This is a genomic window from Candidatus Methylobacter favarea (assembly GCF_902806695.1).
GTDB classification, from domain to species: domain Bacteria; phylum Pseudomonadota; class Gammaproteobacteria; order Methylococcales; family Methylomonadaceae; genus Methylobacter_B; species Methylobacter_B favarea.
Genome location: NZ_CADCXN010000109.1, coordinates 1 through 17,143, shown reverse-complemented (window position 1 = coordinate 17,143; position 17,143 = coordinate 1). Strand labels below are relative to the sequence as shown.

At 46.7% G+C, this 17,143-nt stretch carries 13 protein-coding genes, 1 pseudogene and 1 riboswitch; of the genes and pseudogenes, 5 read left to right on the top strand and 9 right to left on the bottom strand.

Annotation, left to right across the window (positions count from 1 at the left end; all coding sequences use genetic code 11):
- Positions 1-130 precede the first annotated feature (130 nt).
- From HUX64_RS16905 to HUX64_RS16875, 7 genes are all read right to left on the bottom strand, one after another.
- Positions 131-1,138 carry a terpene synthase family protein gene (locus HUX64_RS16905; RefSeq protein ID WP_174627385.1) on the bottom strand — a complete coding sequence of 336 codons (1,008 nt, stop codon included), beginning with the start codon at positions 1,136-1,138 and terminating at the stop codon, positions 131-133.
- Between the two features lie 85 nt (positions 1,139-1,223).
- The gene (locus HUX64_RS16900) at positions 1,224-4,082 is read right to left on the bottom strand and encodes a bifunctional diguanylate cyclase/phosphodiesterase (RefSeq protein ID WP_174627384.1); all 2,859 of its coding nucleotides are present in this window, start codon (positions 4,080-4,082) and stop codon (positions 1,224-1,226) included.
- A gap of 29 nt (positions 4,083-4,111) precedes the next feature.
- On the bottom strand, positions 4,112-5,248 hold the full coding sequence (locus HUX64_RS16895) for a hypothetical protein (RefSeq protein WP_217426586.1): 1,137 nt from the start codon (positions 5,246-5,248) through the stop codon (positions 4,112-4,114).
- 103 nt (positions 5,249-5,351) lie between these two features.
- The gene (locus HUX64_RS19900; RefSeq protein ID WP_174627382.1) at positions 5,352-5,804 is read right to left on the bottom strand and encodes a type 2 periplasmic-binding domain-containing protein; all 453 of its coding nucleotides are present in this window, start codon (positions 5,802-5,804) and stop codon (positions 5,352-5,354) included.
- 234 nt (positions 5,805-6,038) lie between these two features.
- On the bottom strand, positions 6,039-6,743 hold the full coding sequence (locus HUX64_RS16885) for a (5-formylfuran-3-yl)methyl phosphate synthase (RefSeq protein WP_174627381.1): 705 nt from the start codon (positions 6,741-6,743) through the stop codon (positions 6,039-6,041).
- Complete coding sequence (locus tag HUX64_RS16880; RefSeq protein ID WP_174627380.1) at positions 6,740-7,303, bottom strand: DUF447 domain-containing protein; 564 nt, start codon at positions 7,301-7,303, stop codon at positions 6,740-6,742. Before HUX64_RS16880 ends, HUX64_RS16885 begins: the two co-directional genes overlap by 4 nt.
- Positions 7,300-8,691 (bottom strand): DUF6513 domain-containing protein, encoded by a 1,392-nt coding sequence (locus HUX64_RS16875; RefSeq protein ID WP_174627379.1) that lies wholly within the window; start codon positions 8,689-8,691, stop codon positions 7,300-7,302. Before HUX64_RS16875 ends, HUX64_RS16880 begins: the two co-directional genes overlap by 4 nt.
- Before the next feature lie 247 nt (positions 8,692-8,938).
- On the opposite strand from HUX64_RS16875, the gene folP reads away from it, so the two are divergent.
- On the top strand, positions 8,939-9,763 hold the full coding sequence (folP, locus tag HUX64_RS16870; protein WP_174627378.1) for a dihydropteroate synthase: 825 nt from the start codon (positions 8,939-8,941) through the stop codon (positions 9,761-9,763).
- 155 nt (positions 9,764-9,918) lie between these two features.
- On the opposite strand, the gene exaC is transcribed toward folP, so the two are convergent.
- A complete protein-coding gene (exaC, locus tag HUX64_RS16865; RefSeq protein WP_174627377.1) occupies positions 9,919-11,439 on the bottom strand; it encodes an acetaldehyde dehydrogenase ExaC in 1,521 nt (506 codons plus the stop codon).
- A 181-nt stretch (positions 11,440-11,620) separates the two neighbouring features.
- Between exaC and HUX64_RS16860 the strand changes: the two genes are divergently transcribed.
- A complete protein-coding gene (locus tag HUX64_RS16860; RefSeq protein ID WP_343034418.1) occupies positions 11,621-12,097 on the top strand; it encodes a C40 family peptidase in 477 nt (158 codons plus the stop codon).
- A gap of 334 nt (positions 12,098-12,431) precedes the next feature.
- A complete protein-coding gene (locus HUX64_RS16855; RefSeq protein ID WP_174627376.1) occupies positions 12,432-14,600 on the top strand; it encodes a M12 family metallo-peptidase in 2,169 nt (722 codons plus the stop codon).
- Positions 14,601-14,840: 240 nt separating this feature from the next.
- On the opposite strand, the gene HUX64_RS16850 is transcribed toward HUX64_RS16855, so the two are convergent.
- Positions 14,841-15,611 (bottom strand): PEP-CTERM sorting domain-containing protein, encoded by a 771-nt coding sequence (locus HUX64_RS16850; RefSeq protein ID WP_174627375.1) that lies wholly within the window; start codon positions 15,609-15,611, stop codon positions 14,841-14,843.
- Positions 15,595-15,683: riboswitch (cyclic di-GMP riboswitch) on the bottom strand. It overlaps the preceding gene by 17 nt.
- Positions 15,684-16,372: 689 nt before the next feature.
- On the opposite strand from HUX64_RS16850, the gene HUX64_RS16845 reads away from it, so the two are divergent.
- Entirely contained in the window at positions 16,373-16,792 is a 420-nt protein-coding gene (locus HUX64_RS16845; RefSeq protein WP_174627374.1) for a hypothetical protein, read from the top strand.
- A 127-nt stretch (positions 16,793-16,919) separates the two neighbouring features.
- Positions 16,920-17,143 (top strand): annotated as a pseudogene (locus HUX64_RS19355) (hypothetical protein); the annotation flags it as partial.

The window sequence follows — 17,143 nt, the reverse complement described above, 5'->3', positions numbered from 1 at the left end:
TCGCAACCGCTTGGCTGGCGCTGACCCGTGATACCGGTCAGCTCACGCAGCTGACTCATTTTCCCTGGCTTCAATCCGCTCAGGCTCAGGTTAATTTTTGTCCGGGGGCTTTTTGAGATGCGTATTAGAATTAGCTCGGACTAATGGCTGCGCGGTTACCTGCGTGTTGACTATCGCGAGATAGTTCTATTTCATTAACCGGCCGATAGCGTCCGGATTCTAAAGACCAGTCAAGGTTTCCACGCATCCAGGCGCGCAGGACGGCTATAAGTTTCTTGACGGCCTCATCATTTTCGGCGCCAAAGCTCGGTAAGGAGCTTTCCAGAATAATAAATCGACGCACTTGACGTTCAATAAGCTTGACCACACGGTTTATAGCAGCCTGCAAACTGATCTGTTGGCGGTGATGCAAAATGAGTACCAGATTATGCATGTCCCTATGATTGAATTCCTTTTGCAGGGAAATAACATCATTAGACCAGCAGACAACATTATTGGTTAAATTAGTAAGGTGCTGAATGCTAATATGTTTTCGAACCGACAAGGGAAGTGCGACGGCTTCTGTCAGTTCGATCAAATCGATGTCTGTATAAAGCCCGCCTGTATAAGGACGCATTTGAATATAGGTTTTCGACTCCGGCCAAATCCCTTGATCCCGGTTCCTTGCCTCCCATAACGTGGATTCAAAATATTCGGCCACGCTTTGAACAAAACGCGTCAGCCAGGACAGCGGCATAAACGGTTGAAGGCGGCTGCGAATATCATACATGGCCTGAACCAAAGCCATATCCTGCTCCTGTGGCGGGCTTCCCGAAAGGGTTTCAAGGCACTTAAAATGCAAGGCGCCGAGTTGCTCGGGATGCTTGCCAATGCCCCACTCATCGCATTGATCATCGAGCATAAACAGCCAGGTATTCCAGTCTGCTACAATTTCAAGCCGATCAAGCGAGGCATTCGGGTAAGCTCTTGCCGCCAGCCAGCCAAATCTGGAGGCCCGAAGGTGTGCAAAGGCTGGTTCATCTTTAACAAGGTTAAAATGCTTCACCCAATCGAGTGTATGATTTTGCAACGCATCCGCATGCGGGCTGATTGCCGAAGGAAAAGGACAATAAATAGCTGGAATGGTAAAGTTTTGCATGATTAATATCTATAGTGAGTTGTGAGGAAAAGCTTTTCTTCAGGCAGCAGGCAAAACTTGAAGCTCCGGCTTCGACAGGGGTACTTTAGCCGCGACTCCACTTTGGCAGCGCTTCTGTCAGGGTATAATTAGCGTCTTCCCCTGGCTGGCCGATATGGAAACCCTGAAGCAGATCGATACCCATATCCCTCAACAATTCCAGCGTTGCGGCATTTTCAACCCCGACACAAACCACTTTCTTGCCATAAGCATGAATCATTGTCGTGATAGCGCGGACGAAGGCGTAATCTTCCTTGTTATTGACGAGATTTTTTATCAGCGACCGGTCAATCTTTACATAGGCTACGGGTAGATGTTTTAAGTAATAGAGGGAGCTGAAACCGGCGCCGAAATCATCCACCGCGAAGGAAAATCCTAATGAAATAACCTCTTCTGTAATTTGCCGGGCTTTTTCCATATCGGCGATCACTGCAGTCTCGGTAATTTCGAAAATTACCCGATCAGGCGAAAGATATTGATTCTGAACGGCTTGCTCCAGCATTTTAGTCCAGCCCGAATCATTTAAAGCCGCTGTTGAAAGATTAACGGAGAGGCGTTTTTCCGAATCAGTCAATAACAGGTGCAGAACGGTTTTTACTACATAATAGTCCAAATCATAATTAAGCCCTGCTCGCTCCGCAGCGGGCATAAACTCGCCAGGCAAAGCTATTCTTCCATTAGCCATCCTTAGTCTGAGCAATGCTTCGCAGTATACTGTTTCTCCCGTTTTTGCATCCACCACTGGCTGGAAGTCAAAAAACAGATGATCTTTAGCGATAGCCTGGGTGAGAACGTCTTTCCAATAGACATTTTGCTTTATTGCTTCCCCTTGCTTATGCTCGTAAGCAAAAACCCTAGCGCGGGAACGCCCTGCTCTTTTCGCCTCATACATCGCAAGATCTGCGTTAGCCATAACTTCATGAATATTGGCGCCGTGTTCCGGCAACAAGGCAATGCCAATGCTGGCGCCAACCTTGTAGCGCTTTTCGCCGAAAATAAAGGGCGCGTCTGACCAGCGGTCATTCAATTGTTTTGCGAAAGTTTCAGCGCCGTAACTATCGGTTTGCGGCATCAGTATGGCGAACTCATCGCCTCCTAATCGCGCGATAATATCGGAGGTACGCGCCCTGCTTCGCAATTCATCAGCGATCATACACAACAGGGCATCTCCTGCAGCATGTCCGCTGGTGTCATTGACTTCTTTAAAATGATCCAGATCGAAAACCAGCAGAGCGGCAGTTGCAGCGGTTCGGGTCACTTCATCATAAGTGTGAGTAAGATCTTCTATAAAGCGGTGCCGGTTAACTAAAGAGGTCAGCGGGTCATGATTGGCCAGCCAGCGCATGCGCGACTCGGCGCGTACTCGCTCGGTAACGTCCAGGCCCACCGACAGGACAGCCGTGCCATCGGTATACTCTTCATGAAGCGGCGTATGCACCCAGATCACGCGGCGCAATTCTCCATTCCTGCAAAGCATTTCAAGCTCGTGTTCCATGCGCCTCTGTCCGTTATTACAAAGCGCTTCCAGTTTATCGACTACTTCATGTTTTGAGTCGGTATCGGCGATTAAATCTACAAATTTCAAACCCTGCAATTGAGAGGGGTGATAACCAATAAGATGAGCAGCAAAATCATTTCCAATCCGGATTATGCCGGACCGTGTTTGAGTAATCACCAGAACCTGCGCTGAGGCTAAGAGCCCCTGGATAAAATCCCGCTCCTCAGCAAGCTCTTTATTCTTCATGTCCAGGGCATCGCTGTTTTGCTCGAGTTGATGTGAAAGCGTGACGGCGCTGTCATATAAAAAATCAATTTCATCGCGAAAGCGCACGCTATTTCGATGTGCAGAAAACTTGTCCCGCGCCTGGTCATACGCACCCTCTGCAAGAAGCGGAAGCGTCAGGGCAAATCGCCCCAGCCGCCGCAAAGGCACCCTGATCAGGTACAGAAGCATCAATTCTGCAGCTACCAGTCCCCCCGCCGTAGCCAGCATGGCTTGATTAAGAGCGTGTTGAATATCATGCAAGCGCTTGCTGACATCGGAAATCAGGATAATAAAACCTTGCTGCCCGGGTATGATTTTATCCAAAGCCAGATGATGCACGTCATAGCTTGAATTTCTCCATTCAATGAGTTGGCCGTCCTCCAGTTCCAGAGGATTATGATAAATTTCGGATATATGCTTTAGCAATGCGGTGAGCTTGGGAGGATCAGTTAATGCCGGCACCCTCATACCCCATCCGGAAAGTGTCCCTGCGCCGCTGGTATCGGCCGGAACAGCCAGAGCAATATCGGCTCCGGTAATCAGGTGGAAATCGATAATAAAATCGGCAATGGATTGACCAAGCGAGATGACTCCGACATTTTTACCTTCGGATAGAATAGGTACGAAGGCATGAAGCAAGCAAAGGGGCTGGCAATATAATAAGGTAAAAGGCTTTTCGCCTTCTTTTACCTTTTCCATGGCATTACGAAGATAATCGTCAGGAAGCTTCTCATCACTAGGAAGCCAGCTTCTGATCAGATCATAACCCGCCTCTGTCGTATAGATATCCAGCCGCCTTACGTCCAGTTCATATCTCAGGCTGGAATAGTTGGCAACAAAAGTGGAAATTTTATCCTGATCTTTACTGGCGAGCGCTCTCCCAAGATCGGACATAGATGCCAAAGCTCCACCCAGCCGGATAAGCCGATCCGATGTACCGGTAAATAGTCCGCGAATATGATGGCGTAATGAACGCACCTCGGACTCGCGCTGAGCATTAAACTGGGCAATCAGGGAATGATAATTTAAAGCGTAAAACGCTGAACTCAGGCAAAGTAAAAGCATGCTCAACCATAAGAAACTTTTCCACTGGAGACCAATGAAGCGCTGATTGCTTACCTCAGTTTTCGCCTTGCGCATAGGTTAGGATCGCCTCTTGATTTTCCGTATCAAAAGCGGTAAGAAAGCATTATGGAGAACATATCCCAGCGTTCCGGCCCATTCCTTTGATTCAAATCGGGATTATCCACCGGCGACACCAGGCCGGTACCCCAGACCGAATGATATTCCCCCGCTATCATCCAGTTGCGTACCACTTCCCAGCGCAGACCCGCAGTAAGATCACGCGCGTAAAAACGATGCTTGGGCAAGCCCGTCATTGCCGCGAGGTGGTTGCCGCTCCTGTCATTGACATTGGCGGTAAAACTGTCATAGCGCAGCAGCGCCGACCAATCCTGAGTAAAACGGTACTGCGCCTGAACATAAAAACTTTCCGAGGTGTTTTCCAGCGTGACGCCGCCCGGAGTAAAGCCGCTGCGTTCAGCGGTAATACGCCCGTATTCGCCGGTAAAACTCCAGTCTTCCAGATTCACCTGTGCCGAAGCCAGAGGATATAAAACCTTCAGGTTTCCTGATGAAACGCCCGGTGTAGCAGACTTGAAATCGCGATCAAGGTTTACCACGCTGAACAGCAGACGAAAGCGTCCTTCCTGCCATTCATAACCCATGCGGCCGATGAATAAAGGACGGCCGCCCAATTTCCCGCGGGCATTGGGTATGCCGGTCAGGAATTCGGCGGCGCCGCCGGTATCATCCAGAGGTTCGGACACTACAAACTCAGTCTTTAAGGCATGATCGCCGACAGCAAAGCGGTTATACAGTATCCCTCCGTCAGAAGAAATCATGGCCTGGCGCAGGGCCAGGGAATCGAAATAGACGGACTGTGGTATAAATACGCCGGGGCGGGTCCAAACCACATCGCGGGTATCGTTGTAAAGGCCGAAAGGATTTTTGACGCGCCCCAGCCGAATCCCTGCCGTAGCCTGTTTTCCCAGCGAAAAATGATAGTCGAGATTGGCGAAATCCAGGCGGAAGTCTTCCCTGTCCGACCCTCCGCCGTTACGATAAAGACCTTGCGCTGCAATTAAAAGATTGGGCTGAAGGTGTCCCAGAACATTGACGCCAATCTCGGTAAAATCCAGGCTTCCATTCCCTGTGCTGTGACCATAGGCATTATATTCGGAAGTCAGGGTATAGCCCTGGCTCACAAAACCGTGCGCCTGCCAATCACCGATACCAAGCTCCAATGCAGGTACGCATTGCGCATAACTGAGTGGTAATACCCAAAGGATGCTGATAAAAAATCTATAGCAACAAAAGCTCGTATTTTGGCTATACAAGCGCCGCCGCCTATTTTTCGATATAACCGATAGCATCCGGTGTCTCCTTTATTACAGTTTTCATTTTTTCCAGAGACTCCACCATAGTGGGAGGTACGCCGGTCCCCGAATAAACCATCCGGTCCCAGACGGAGCGAAGTTGGTAGGGGTAAACTCCCAGGACTTCTTTTGAAAAACGAATATGCAAGGGATCATGATCGGGCAGTACAAAAACCCTGAGGGGGGTGCCGTCCGGCCATCGCGTTCGGCGGCCGAAAAATATTTCTCTAAGATCATCACGCGTAAGGTGAGTGTATTGCTTTGATACGCTGTAGGGAACCAGAGTAGTATTGTCGGCCCTGGCGGGTTCCGGCCAGAATATCAGCGCAGCGCTGACTACAAACCAGGCCGCTACAAACATATGCATATAAAAAATGCCTTGTATCTGTAGTTTGAAAACCGGGAATAGGCGGAGACTGGTCATGGTCTTTTAATATAGTAGGATTATTTGATCTTACAAATTTCTGAGTAAAGTTAAGTTGTCAGTTTTTAAGAGTAAGAAGAGATACTATATTTGTGGCAAGAGTGACACTTCCGTTTTGATTTTTTTCGACACTGGAAAATAATTGTTCTGGCTATGGATGCGGCCGCTTTAACGGCTCTTTAGCCATTAAATGACTCTCACATTCTTACGCTACAACGCGAAATATAAAAGGCGCTATATAGGCCGCGCGGGAGTTATCGCCTGCCTTATCTGCACAATCGCAGCCTCATTTATTTGTGCAGTTCTATTATGCTGCATACACAGGGCGCCCCTGAAGCCTAGATAGTCGGGATGAAAAGTCATCAACCCGGCTATATCTTCCAGCCTGAGAGAACCTGCAAGTCCGCAAATTAATTGATGGGTTTTGACCAGGCCGACAAATTGCCGAATATCGGTTTTTGCCATAATCTGCGTTAATGAGCCGTTTTTTTTATCCCGGGTATCCAGCATAACGCCCTTGAAACCGGCATTTTTCAAAGACGGTATGAGGGTAAAACCCTCTTGCACCTCATTAAATTGGGTATCGGCAAATAATACGGCGATCAGAGCAATATCGTGTTGCGTTAAAGCGGATAATTTCTCCACGGTTTCCGGCCAGGCGCCGCCGGGGAAAAAGCCCACTTTTATATAATCGACGCCCGTTTCAGCCATAGCTTTTACCGCATTGAAAATAATCTGGGGCTTCATAGGCAAATCGCCTATGGTGGCGCTGACCGGACAACGGCCATCCATCCAGGTAACGATCTTTTTAACACTATCAGTTTCCAAAGCGCCCAAAGCGCCCAATACAGGCTCTTTCAAGTCAATAATATCTACGTTCGCGCTTAAAACCAGAGCCGCTTCTTTCAGGCTGTTAACGCTGGCAAGCATACCGGTCATGCGCGGGCTCCGGTTTTAAAGTTCTCAATAGCAGTCATTAACCAATCCCAGGCCTCACGCTCCCTGTCACCGGCTGTTTTATCAAGGCCAATACGTAAATATTCAATTTCAGATTCTATTTTTTCCAGAGGCAGCCTGTTTAATCGGCTAACCAGAATGGCCGCTTCCAGTACTGCATGCTGGCCGCGGTTAAATCCCCTGAAGGGCGCATGGTTTACCGTATGCAGGGCTTTGCAGAATAATTTTGGCCGGACAGCATCTTCTTCCAAACGGACAAGTTCAACTTCCGTATGGGCCAAAGCGCAAGCCAGAATCTGGCCGTTGATTTTTTCTGCCGGTTTCAAGGGCCAGTCGCGCCGTCCGGTCAAGCAGCCTGCAAAGACGCGCACATCATCGCAGTAGTTAATTACCGCTGTTTTACTTTCCAGCAAATTATTGAGGGTGGCCGAAGGATAAAAAGGAAGAATGATAAATTCATCGCCGTTGACATGAATACCCATAGGCGCAATATGCGCCACACATGAACTATTCTGCGTAGTTACAATCGTTTCCTGAATCATTTATTTTTTTGTAAAGTTGTTCCTGCCGGTTTAAAAGTGTGCAGATCTACAGTCTGCTCCGCCTGATCGGTGGCGCAGCCCCAGTTCAACGGTTGATCCTGCGTGAAGCGCTTGCCCAGTTGCCAGGCTATTTCGGCACGGGCAAGTTCCACGCCCAGGTAAAAAGCGTGGCCGCCGTCATTTTCAACGTGAAGATGAGGAAACAAATCGAACGGGTCAATGGCGCTGTGGAAGCCGTCGCGATTGAAAATATGCAGGCCTTCGGAACTGGTTTGAATGCGAAAACTGGGATCCCGGATTTGCGCCGCCAGTTCCCTGATTTCATCCAGACCATAAGGAAAAGGCGAAGTCTCGTGCAAAGCCATTAACCCGGGATCAATATGTTTGGGCAGCATATGGTGTTCTTTTGCCGCAAACATAATTCGCCGCGCCAGATCCGCTTCCTTTATCGCCCGGCGTGCATGGTTGCTGACCTCAGTTGCCAGAATATTGTTGATATTCAATTCCGAGCAAATGCCCAGCAGCAAGGTATTCATGCCTACTGTGTCGGCATGAGTGAGCTCCGTTATATTGCCGACACCCATCATTATTTCAATGTCCGGGTGGTTTTTTCTGACTTCATGATAACGCACCAAGGATTGAGTAAAGCCAAAATGCAGGACGTCCAGAATAGGATCGACAATAAAATCCCGGTTTTTTGCCTGCATGGCTTTTATAGCTCTATCCAATGAAGCCAGATCTTTATGTTTTTCCGGAATAAGAATGGGGGTTGCGGCGACATTGTCAGCAATCCAGAGGCTGCTTTCATGCAGGCTGAGCATGTAATCAGCCCCTGCTTTGCCGCCTTTGAGCAGATCATTATCATCCAGCGAATCAATGCTGACCGTAAAACCTTCGTGTTTCAAGGCGCCGATTATTTCTTCCATATGCGGAAAATCAGTGCTGGGCAGGCAGCCTATATCGATGACATCGGCGCCGTATCTTTTATAATAATGCGCACGCTTGATCACTTCTTCAGTACTGATATTCGGGGCATCGACAATTTCGGCAAAGATTCTGACGCTATAGCGGCTGATATCCAGCTTCTGCGCCTCTTTGCCAAAATACAGCGGCAAGTCCTTGAGTTCTTCCGGCCCGCGCACTATCGGCAGACCTTTTTCGGCCGATAATGTCTCCAGATCGCCACGGCAACGCCCCGGTACGATAATGCGATCGGCACCAAAAGTATCGGTCAAGCGCCGGGCAATCATATCGGCCGTCATTAGGCCGGCAACTTTAAGTCCCAGCTGATGCACGGTATAGGTGAAATCCGGCTGCATTTTTTCCAGTATATTATGCAGCTGTTTTTCCGCCAGTTTGCCGGTAAGAAAGAGGATATGTTCGCTCATGTTTAAGGCTTAAGCCGTTCTCCAGCTTTAATATTCATTGGTCCACATTGTCCGTGGCTTTAATTTGCAAAAGCATATATTTCCGTCTCTCGAAGCCTGGCAGGAAATCCTGATATTCTTCTACATAATGACCGGAGCCTTGAACCCCGGCTAAAGAGCGTTCATTCATTACCATACTTCGCTTTGAAAGTATTGCGTTATTATACCTGAAGCCATGCTTTGATTTCGCGCCCAGGAGCCTTTAGGAATGTTCAGTCATATAACCAAACCCCTGATTATGGGAATTTTAAATGTTACGCCGGATAGTTTCTCGGATGGCGGCAAATATTCAGCTATTAACGCAGCCTTGCAGCAGGCTGAACTTATGATCGCCCAAGGTGCCGATATAATTGATATAGGCGGAGAATCAACGCGGCCTGGCGCTGATCCTGTTGCCGCTGCGGAACAAATTCAACGGGTGGTGCCGGTTATCAGGGCCATCAGACAGAGGCTGGATAATGTGCCAATCAGCATTGATACCACGTTAAGCAAGGTTGCAAAAGCAGCACTGGATGCCGGAACCGATATGATCAACGATATTTCAGGAGGCCAAAATGATCAAGACCTATTGGCACTGGCCGCTGAAAGAGAGGTGCCAATTATTTTAATGCATAGCAAGGGAGCGCCCAAAACCATGCAGAATAATCCTAATTATGATGATGTTGTGCAGGAAGTGGTTAATGCCTTAAGAGAAAGAATCAATTCAGCATTAAATGCCGGGATTAAGCCGGCAAAGATAGCCATAGATCCGGGTATAGGTTTTGGCAAGCGCAAGCAGGATAATATCGACTTATTGGCGCATCTTGAGGCATTTGTGGCAATGGGCTTTCCCGTTCTTTTAGGCGCCAGCCGCAAACGCTTTATGGGAACAATCTGTGATATCACGGAACCCAGTGAACTGGTGACAGCCACGGCCGTAACCACTGCCTTAGGGGTTATGGCCGGTGTGCAAATGTTCCGCGTGCATGATGTCAAGGAAAACAGACAGGCGGCTGATGTGGCCTGGGCAATCAGGCAGAGCCGGAAGAAGTAAGTCAATCCAGTCGTAAATAAGGGATTCTGCCGAACAGCTTCAAACCGGATTTTTCAGGCTCATCCAAGCACCCCGGCACAGGTTTTATCGCGAGGAATTCCCAATACCAATAAATGAACAGACTACGTGTTCTTGTCTATTCATAACCAATGTCATCAGAAAAAACCTAAAGGATTAATATCGTAACTGACCAGTATATTTTTTGTTTGCTGGTAATGATCCAGCATCATTTTATGATTCTCACGGCCTACACCTGATTTTTTATAACCGCCGAACGCTGCATGAGCTGGATAATGATGATAACAGTTTGTCCATACCCGTCCTGCCTGAATACCTCGCCCCATGCGATAGGCACGGTTCATATCGCGTGTCCAGAGGCCTGCGCCGAGGCCAAACTGGGTGTCATTCGCAATAGATAAAGCTTCCGCTTCATCCTTGAATGTGGTTACCGACAGCACGGGACCAAAGATTTCTTCCTGAAAGACGCGCATGCTGTTATCGCCTTTCAGCAAAGTCGGCTGAATGTAGAAACCTTCAGACAAATCGCCGCCCAAAGCCTCAACCTCACCGCCTATTAATACTTCAGCCCCTTCATCCTTGCCTATTCGTACGTAATCAAGAATTTTATCAAACTGCTGTTTGGAGGCTTGCGCTCCCACCATGGTTTCTGTATCTAGCGGATTGCCGCGTTTAATCTCCCGGGAACGCTTGACCACTTTAGCGATAAATTCTGAATAAATTGATTCCTGTATTAACAGACGGGAGGGACAGGTACAGACTTCGCCCTGATTAAAAAATCCCAGCACCGCGCCTTCCATGCATTTGCTGACAAAGGCATCTTCCTGATTCAGCACATCCTCGAAAAAAATATTAGGCGATTTGCCACCTAACTCAACTGTAGAGGGAATAATGCTTTCTGCGGCGCATTTTAGAATACGCGAGCCTACCGGGGTCGAGCCGGTAAACGCTATTTTTGCAATATAGGAACTGCTGGCCAGAGCCTGGCCTGCTTCGGCGCCAAATCCGTTGACAATATTAATCACCCCCGGCGGCAATAAATCGCCGATCATTTCCATCAGCACCAAAATGGAAGCCGGGGTTTGTTCGGCCGGTTTTAATACGACACAGTTTCCTGCGGCCAAGGCTGGCGCCAATTTCCAGCTTGCCATTAACAAGGGAAAATTCCACGGAATGATCTGGCCCACGACTCCCAAAGGTTCGTGGAAATGATAAGCAATGGTGTTTTCGTCTATTTCACCAATAGAGCCTTCCTGAGCGCGAATACAGCCGGCAAAGTAACGAAAGTGATCAACTGCCAAAGGTATGTCGGCGGCCAGGGTCTCTCGTACTGCCTTGCCATTATCCCAGGTTTCAGCAACCGCTAAGGCTTCAAGGTTAGCTTCCATACAGTCAGCAATTTTTAGTAAACAATTCGATCGGTTTGTGACCGATGTTTTTCCCCAGGCATCTTTCGCTGCATGAGCCGCATTCAGGGCCAACTGGATATCTTCAGCCGTGGAGCGGGGAATTTCACAGAAGACTTTGCCGTTAACGGGGCTTAAATTTTCAAAGTACTGGCCTTTAACCGGCGCAACCCAGCTGCCGCCAATAAAATTTTCATAACGGGGTTTAAAATTAATTTTACTGCCGGCTTGATTGGGGGCGATATAAAGCATTTTCTTTCTCCTGCTTAAGACTTGAGTATTTTGGCTGAGCCGTTTTAAATTCTTTAGCGTAGTCCTTAAAAAACCTGAAAGCAATAGGTATTTTTCAATCAAAGCCCTACCTTCTTTTAACTTGTGATACTTTTTTATAAGTATTTTTATTAATCCAGTAATAGTTTCAGGGATAAAAAAATTGAACATTCCCGGCAATAAAAACAATGGCTGTTTCTGCCATCGATTAATTTTATCCTTGGTAATTATTTTGGTTTCAGGCTGCGCCGCTGTTCCTGAAATAAAACCTGCAGCCCGGCAAGTGATCCAATATGCCTTGAGTTTGCAGGGTTTGCCTTATCATTATGGTAAAAACTCCCCGGCTCAAGGTTTCGATTGCAGTGGTTTTGTCAATCATGTTTATGAACAATATGGGATTCTTTTACCGCGCACGGTTCAAGAGATGGCGCGATCCCTGCCGCAAATACCTAAAAATGATCTTCATTCCGGTGATCTGGTTTTCTTCAAAATTAACGGAAAAGCCTATTCCCATGTAGGTATCTATGTCGATAATGACCACTTTATTCATGCGCCTAGCCGTCAAACGGGAAAGGTGCTGGTCTCCAGTCTGAAGAATCCTTACTGGCGGAAAAGATTTATAGGCGCGGGCCGACCTTAAATTCCATTTAATCAGCGTCTCATAAAATACAACAGTCAGAGGAAATTTCAGCTTGCAGGGTTTTACTCCGGCTTAGAAAGACCCGCTATTTTCCCTTATTTATACTAAACAATCCAATCCCAAGCTTTCTCCGGCCTTGAAAATCAGGTGAAGCAATAATAGCCAAGGTTAAAATTCCGCCGCTTGTCTTCAACTATAAATCAATTCCCAAAGTGTTATTTACATCAAAGTTTCGCTGAGCACCCGAATGAGCAATGGTATTTGCTTCACAGATTTGTCTGCTTTTTAACTCAATACTATCAGCCGACATCAATTCCACGCGAGAGATTAGCCAATGAAACTCAAAAATATAGCCGCCTTGCTCTTGACAGCTTCATCAATGTTAATAGGAGTGACACCTGCGCTTGCATCAGGCAAAGCACAGCTGCCGCCACCTGATTTATTCGATGATTATGATATTCAGCAATCCCCTAACAATGATTATAATATTCAGCAATCCCCTCACAAAGTACTGCCTAAAAAAGCCGTGAAGGGAAAAAACCGCCGCGTTAATGTTCACACCGATTTACTCTGGTCGGATTCGCTCACACTGAATCTTTTTAATGATGTGGTTGTAACAGCGGTTCGTGACCGCTTGATAGACAAGGTTAAAGGCCATTCTACCTGGATAGGTCATGTAGAAGGCGAACAGGATAGTGAAGTATTTTTGACAGTCCGCGGCAACACCATGTCCGGTAACGTGCAAATTGGCGGTAAGAGCTATGAAATTGAATTCAAAGGCAATAATAAACACGATATCACCCAGGTTGACCCGGATAAAAACCCGAAACACAGCCATTCAAAGCAACCCGAAGATTTTCTCGCCACCGGCGGGGAGATCGATAGCACCATGACATTCGCCGCTCCTGCCACGAGTAATGCGGCAGCCGGGACAATCATTGATGTGCTGGTCGTTTATACCGCAAGGGCAAAAAACAACGCCTCAGGTCAAGCAGGTATTGAAGCCAAAATAAGCAATGCGGTTGCAATGGCGAACCAGGCTTATATTAACAGTAAAATCGACATGCAGATTAACCTCGTAGCCATGAAAGAAACCAGTTATGTCGAGACCGGCAATATGAGCACAAGTCTTACCGACCTGACCGGCGCCAGCGACGGTAAAATGGACGAGGTTCATACCTGGCGTAATCAGTATGGCGCCGATCAGGTCGCATTAATGTCTGCCGATGCCAATTATTGCGGTATTGGGTATATGATGACCGGTTCATGGATAAGCAGCGCCTTTGCATCTTACGCGTTCAGTGTGGTGCATGACGATTCGGCTTATGCCTGTCTTTCAACCCAGACCCTCGCGCATGAAATGGGGCATAACCAGGGTGACCAACATAACAAAGAGGATTCCGGCGGCACTGCGGGAGCGTACAGTTATTCTTACGGCTATCGCTTATGTCAGACCGGCGGCTTTCGCACAGTAATGTCCTATAACTGCACCGGGGGCACAAGGGTCAGCTATTTCTCGAATCCCAATGTCATGTTATCTACCACCGAAGTGACCGGCAGCAGCACGGCCAATAATGCCTTATCAATGAATAACACCAAAGGCATTGTTGCTGCATTCCGGTCAGCTGTCGATACCACTTTTCCTAATGCGCCGGGCAATCTGACAGCAACGGCGGTTTCCGATTCGGCAATCACGATGGCATGGGCCGATAATTCCGGCAATGAAACCGGCTTTAGAATTGAAAGATCCTTCGACGGTGTAAACTGGGCTGAAATTGCCGTTGTTGGCAGTAACAGCGTCAATTTTAACAATACCGGCCTGTCTGCGGCGACAACTTACTTTTATCGGGTGCGCGCCTATAACAGTAACGGCTTTTCTCCGTATTCAAATGCAGGCAGCGCACTTACAGGTTCCGCGGTTTGCATCGGAAATACTCCGGCTTTGACTTTGGCTCCCGGTTCTATCTTTAGCAAGACCGGGGCGGCCATAAACCTCAGTATTTCATTGACCAACAAAGACGCATCGGCTTGCGGTATCACAACCTTCACGCTAACAAACAGCGACGGCGCTACATTGGGCTCGTACTCGCTCAGTCCTGCCGGTTCCGCATCCGCGAACTGGTCGTTGACAGCGCCTTCAGGGGATGGCAGCTACACCAAATCAGTGACTTCTTCAGCAGCAGGCCATAGCAATGCCACTGCATCCGCGGCCATTATTGTCGACGGCACAGCGCCCAGCGCACCGGGAAGCTTGACGGCCAGTATAGTTAAAAGAACTCAAGTGGCGCTTGCATGGCAAGCCTCTACCGATACGGGTTCCGGCATTGCGCGTTACGACATCCTGCGCAACACTACCAAAGTGGCAAGCATCACCGCTACTGAATATACCGATAAACCCCCTGTTAAAGGAACATATACTTACACCGTACAAGCATTTGATAAAGCTGGTAATTTCAAAGGTAGCGCCGCGATAGTTGCGGTAGGCGATAGTACCAGAAAATAATCTAAACTAATCTTGGTAATAAGAAAAAAGGGCGCTTAAAGCGCCCTTTTTTATTTGAGTAAATTTCCCTTTGCCAAGAGAGATGCCTTTGAGGGATTCGAGGGATCAAACCGTTTCAATTGTGGCTGAAAATTGTAGAGATCAGTCATTTGAAAAATGTCAATCGAGCACGATCCGATCCATGGATCAAAAAGAAAGGGAGCAGTCGCTCCCTTTCTTAGTTTCAGCGTTAAAAGGGATTTAAGCTTGCAAAGCTGATTTTGATTGTTTACTTAAGACCATCGTCAAACTCATCAAACCTATGCCTATCAGCCAAATTATTGACGGCTCAGGAACTGTGTCAGGGTTTGTAGGTGGAAGGTCCCCTTGTCTGGCATATAAGGTCAAGTGTGACAAATCTGGGTCATTACTGCCGCCATTTGCAAATACAATGTTAAATGTACCAGCACTTGTACCTGTACTGTTGAACACTTCATTATCAAAAAAATACGCGGCCCAGGAATTGCTGCCTTTCAATACTGCGAGAAAATCAGTGGCCACGGGTAAGCTTGCAGGATTTGGATCAGCTATGGTCAGCGTCCAACTGCCAGTTGATCCAGCGCTCAAGGTCCAATCCAAACCTAAAAAACTGGCACTGCCGGAACCGGGAGCGCCTGGAGAATCGTCTTTAAGTTCGTACAACCAATTGGTGCCGCCAAATAAGAGATTGTTGGCCGAATCATTAACCGCTGTCAGAGAATCATTGCCGCTAAAAACGCCGCCGCAACCGTCAGAATCACTATCTCTAAACGTAACATTAATGGTATCCAAACCCCCTGATGTCCCGCAAGATGCAGCATAAGCGTTGGTAGTAAATGCCGAGCCGAGAGTTAACAAGCCTGTAACAGCCAAAAGAAACGCTAAACGAAAAGGAGTTTTTTCCTTTTTTATCATTATATTCATAAATAAATGCCTCTTAAAAAAACCACTTAAAAAATTAACCAAATTTACTATAACTTGCAATTCAGCCATCTCTCATAGTGAAGTTCAAAGAGATCTGTAACTTTCCGGCCCTGTTTCGCAGCAGGTGTAGCATTCTGGGTGCTATAAAGGCCTGATCTATGCCAGATCATATAGCCTTTGCACAAGTAATATACGCATCCTTCATGCCATTTTTTTTATATACTAAATATCAATTAATTACAAAAATAGCCTTTCTTAATATCCCATTTTATTTTATGAATTGTAAAATATGCTGACAGCGTATGCTAACGCTACGAGGGATATACCTTGCAAATCTCTCTTACATTTTTAGAGAAATACTGGTGCCTGTTATTGCCAATACGCATTGTTCCCTGTACTGTTTTTGCAAGTACAAAATTTGCGAAGGAGATATAGGGAAAGACGGTAAAATATCTTGAGAGCCTATTCTTATAAAATAGACTTTAAATACAGTTTCAAATTATCTTGCTTATTGATTTGGTAATCTAAATAGTAGAGCTAGCTATAGTATCTATTCTTCCCTCAAGATAGTATGTGTCGGCAGAAAAATACCACTGACCCTTCAACTGTTTTCTTGCATACTGATAACTTTCAACTTGATTATTTCCTTGGTTTTAAAAAACCATTGTGTAAATAATTATTTGCTGTGAATATAAATTGAGGATTGAGTTAATAAGAAACTTAAAATTGCTTTAAACTTTTAAATTAGGCAGGAATACATTCGCAGATTTAAAACATAACGCAGCACCCTGCTCATTTACACAACAAAAATAATAATAGAAGGTAAACATATGACAAAATCAGGATTAACGGCCATTTTTATTATGATTTCTTTTTTTAATAGCATGACAGCCCATGCCACGGAACATCATAGCGGCCATGGCGGCAGCATGGGTGGAAGTAGCAGCGGGGGGGCGTGTATAAAACCACGTCTGGCTAAATTATTGCCTGCACACTTATCTACTGTTGCACCGGAAGCAGAATTCTCTTTTTTGGCTTTCAATATCCAAAAACCCGAGCAAATTGCCGTAACAGTAAAAACCATTCCGGTTGATGTTACTACGGAATATAAAGAGCCTTTCTTTATAGTAAAAGGGAAATTACCAAGTTCACTGAAAAACACCGCAGCTCGAATAAATGTCAAGGTCAGCGCCAAATCCTCACAATGTGAGCTTGAGAATGGCTGGCTGGTAAAAATCTCGGACAGATAATTATTTTAAATACAAATCTCTCGTTTCTGTATCAGCAAAGGATTGTTTCTTTGCCTGCCTGCTCAAAGGAGAGGCAACCGGCTTTATTTAACTGAATTACCATGCCAGACCACTTTTAAAATCACTTATGCCGGAAAACTTTCCCATCAAGCAATGCGCCGCCTATTGTCTGACGCAACGTTTTAATATGAATGCATTGGCTGAATTAATACCGGCCTCGAATCCATATATGGACTCCTCCCCAATTGCAAGCCAAGTTTTTACAGAAATTGATGTTTCCAACAGAAATCAAGATTGCAGCCATATATTCGGTCTCTTGGGAGAGGTATTTAACCTCTGGACCCTGATGAA

Bases quoted from the DNA above. Each gene is read 5' to 3' on its own strand.
- HUX64_RS16905 (WP_174627385.1), bottom strand. From the start codon at position 1,138: ATGCAAAACTTTACCATTCCAGCTATTTATTGTCCTTTTCCTTCGGCA.
- HUX64_RS16900 (WP_174627384.1), bottom strand. From the start codon at position 4,082: ATGCGCAAGGCGAAAACTGAGGTAAGCAATCAGCGCTTCATTGGTCTC.
- HUX64_RS19900 (WP_174627382.1), bottom strand. From the start codon at position 5,804: ATGACCAGTCTCCGCCTATTCCCGGTTTTCAAACTACAGATACAAGGC.
- HUX64_RS16885 (WP_174627381.1), bottom strand. From the start codon at position 6,743: ATGACCGGTATGCTTGCCAGCGTTAACAGCCTGAAAGAAGCGGCTCTG.
- HUX64_RS16880 (WP_174627380.1), bottom strand. From the start codon at position 7,303: ATGATTCAGGAAACGATTGTAACTACGCAGAATAGTTCATGTGTGGCG.
- HUX64_RS16875 (WP_174627379.1), bottom strand. From the start codon at position 8,691: ATGAGCGAACATATCCTCTTTCTTACCGGCAAACTGGCGGAAAAACAG.
- folP (WP_174627378.1), top strand. From the start codon at position 8,939: ATGTTCAGTCATATAACCAAACCCCTGATTATGGGAATTTTAAATGTT.
- exaC (WP_174627377.1), bottom strand. From the start codon at position 11,439: ATGCTTTATATCGCCCCCAATCAAGCCGGCAGTAAAATTAATTTTAAA.
- HUX64_RS16855 (WP_174627376.1), top strand. From the start codon at position 12,432: ATGAAACTCAAAAATATAGCCGCCTTGCTCTTGACAGCTTCATCAATG.
- HUX64_RS16850 (WP_174627375.1), bottom strand. From the start codon at position 15,611: ATGGCTGAATTGCAAGTTATAGTAAATTTGGTTAATTTTTTAAGTGGT.
- HUX64_RS16845 (WP_174627374.1), top strand. From the start codon at position 16,373: ATGACAAAATCAGGATTAACGGCCATTTTTATTATGATTTCTTTTTTT.